Annotated in this window: 2 protein-coding genes; both read right to left on the minus strand. The window is 72.3% G+C overall.

Features of this window, described 5'->3' with window-relative positions; all coding sequences use genetic code 11:
- Positions 1–874 (minus strand): diiron oxygenase (locus DVH02_RS29555; RefSeq protein ID WP_233518534.1); only part of this gene is annotated, 874 nt, incomplete at its 3' end.
- On the minus strand, positions 871–2,730 hold the full coding sequence (locus tag DVH02_RS29560; RefSeq protein ID WP_114626927.1) for an aspartate aminotransferase family protein: 1,860 nt from the start codon (positions 2,728–2,730) through the stop codon (positions 871–873). The genes DVH02_RS29560 and DVH02_RS29555, both read right to left, overlap by 4 nt.
- Positions 2,731–2,954 lie beyond the last annotated feature (224 nt).

Here is a 2,954-nt window from a genome sequence, read left to right on the forward strand (position 1 = left end):
GTTCGGCGAAGGCGGCCAGCGCCGCGGGCAGGCACCGGGCGACGGTCTCGCGCTGCGCGGCGTTCATCCTGGCGTACAGCTCGCACATGACATGGACGAGGATCGAGCCGTGCGCGGACTCGTCCCTCAGATGGAGTGTGGTGATCAGGGAGTGCACCGGCTGGATCGCCCGGTCCCGCGCGACCAGGGCCAGGAGTGCGTTGATGCAGGTCTCGGCGACCACACTCCAGGTGAGCACCGCGATGTCGCGCTCCCACGCCTCAGGCAGCTCCGCCATCATCTGCTGGAGCCGCCGATAGGTCACCAGGACGGGCTGGCCCGGCCGCTCGCGGATGCCGCGCAGCCGCATGGTGCGCTGGTGTGCGGTCATGTGCAGATAGGTGTGGAAACTCTCGTCGACCAGCGCCTGTTGGATCGCCTGCCGGATCAACGGGGCCTCGCTGCCCGCCAGTCCACCGGCCATGACCAGATGGAACCCCGGTTCGGCGACCAACTGCTCGGTGGCGATGACCCGTTCGTTGTAGCCCAGCCAGAGCCCGGTCCTCACGTGCTCGCGCTGCTGGGGCGTGGCCGCCAGGAAGCGCGGATGGTCCGCGAACGGTACGAGGTCCGGCGGGTAGTCGGGCAGCTCCGGATCCCACGGCTCCGCGGAGGCGGCGGCGTCCGGGGCCTTGACCACCGCGGCCCGCTGCGGCCATGCGTCGACGATGCGGCGCAGGGTCGCTTCGGAGGCCGGGTCCGGGCCGCGCCATTGCTCGGTGGTCGGCTGCTGGGCGGTGCTCGGCCGCTGCTCGGTGTTCGGCCGCTGGCTGATGTTCGGCCGCTCCGTGATGTTCGGCCGCTCCGAGGCGTTCGGCCGCCGCTCGGCGTTCAACGGTCCTGCCCCTCTCCGGTCAGGTCGTCCCGCGAACCGCTCGGGGTATCCCCCGAGCCGAGCAGACGCGCGCCGTCGTGCGCGCGCAGCACCGCGCACAGACCGCGCAGCGCCGCCCCCGCGTGGTCGATCTCGGCGTCGGTGAGATACACGGAGGGCGCGAACCGCAAGGTGGTGGGGGCGCTGGCGGTCGGGAAGATCCGAACGGCGTGCGCACGCAGCAGATAGCCCGAGGCGGCGTAACCGAACGTGCCGGACAGCGCGTGCTCCCGGATCCCCGGATCGGGGGAGCCGCTCGGGTCGTGGAGTTCCAGGCCGACCATCAGCCCCCTGCCCCGCACCTCCTTGACGACGTCGGGGAAGTCCCGGTGTACGGCGTCCAGCGTCGCCGTCAGCTGTCGGCCGCGCTCCTCGGCCCGCCGGTACGCGCCGCCGCCGTCGGCCTCCAGCAGCTCCAGCGTGCGGGCCGCGATCAGGGTGGAGAAACCGTCCTTGGCAAAGGTCGAGCTGTGCGCCATCTCGAACCGGGCCCGGTAGCGCGACTCGCGTACGAGGGTCACCGCGGCCTTGGCGATCCCGCCGCCCAGGCTCTTGCCCAGCGCGTAGTAGTCGCCGCGCAGCCCGAGGGCGGAGCTGGCGAGGAAGGTGCCGGTGCGGCCCATGCCGCTCTGGATCTCGTCCACCACGACGGGACAGCCGATCGCGTCGCAGGTCTCCCTGATCCGCCGGGCGAACTCCTCGTCGAGGGGCCGGATTCCGCCCTCGCCCTGGACGGGCTCCAGCACGAACGCGCAGAACACCGGCAGTTCGTGCTCCGTCAGACGCACCCGGCCGTCCTCGACCGCGAGGCCGAACAAGGTGCGGCGTTCGGCCGCGACGATCTCGTCCAGCGCCTCGGGCCGACCGAACGGCACGAACCGGCACCGCGCGGCCAGGGCGCCGAACGGCTCGCGGAACGCCGCGTTGTGGGTGAGCTGGACGCTGCCGACCAGCTTCCCGTGGAAGGAGCCCTCCAGCGCGAGGAGGACCGGCGGGGACTGGGCGAGCGCCGAGTTGGCGGTCAGGACGGCTTCGGCGAGGGCGTCGACCGGGACGGCGACCGCGTCGTCCCTCGTACCGCCCGCCACACCGTCCGTCGCACCGTCCCTCGTACCGCCCGCCACACCGTCCGTCGCACCGTCCTCCGTACCGCCCGACACACGGTCCGTCGTACCGCCCTCCGTACCGCCTGCCACACCGTCCGTCGTACCGCCCGCCGCTCCGGCCGCGGGTGGCCGGAGCCCGAGCCGCTCCCGGACGTCGTCGGGGACGGCGACGGTGCCGCGGCCCGACGCGGCGCGTACCGCCTCGGTCTCGGCCTCGATGGCCTCGGTCAGCTCCGCCACCTTCAGCACCCGGTCGAGTTCGGCGTGCTTGACGGCCGCCTCGATCGCCTCGGCGCCGCTGTTGGCGAAGATCGCCAGGTACGGTTCGGGGTCGCCGGACTCGCGGCGGACGATGGCGTTCAGCGTGCGCGCCACGTCATGGGCGTAGGGGTGCAGCGAGAACTGGGCGAAGACCGGGGCGTTGCGGTCGAGGAGGTCCTTCGCGCGGGAGACGATCTCCGGGTGGTTGTGGCCCAGGATCGTCGCGCCGAATCCGCCCACCAGGTCCAGTACCGCGACCTCCGCGCCGTCGTCGTCCAGGTGGTAGAGGGTGTTGCCCTCGGCGCGCACGTACTCGACCGCGAGCCCGAGCGAGGCCAGGTGCCCCGACAGGTACGGCTCCGCGAGATCCGCCCCGCGCGGTGCCGGGGGCGCGGGTGATGGTGCCGGTGCCGGTGCCGGTGCCGCTTGCGGCTGTGCTGCTGTGACCATGCCGTGTGCCTTGTGCCTTTCTCGCCGGGGCCGGGCGGGTGTCCGTCGGCCGCTCCGGTCGGAGCCGGGTGTTCAGAGGTCGGTGTGGGGTGTTCAGAGGTCGGTGTCGGGTGTTCAGAGGTCGGTGTCGGGTGTTCAGAGGTCGGTGTCGGGTGTTCAGAGGTCGGTGTCGGGTGTTCAGAGGTCGGTGTCGGGTGTTCAGAGGTCGGTGTGGGGAGTGGGAG

The sequence above is a fragment of the Streptomyces corynorhini genome, assembly GCF_003346515.1.
Lineage (GTDB): Bacteria > Actinomycetota > Actinomycetes > Streptomycetales > Streptomycetaceae > Streptomyces > Streptomyces corynorhini.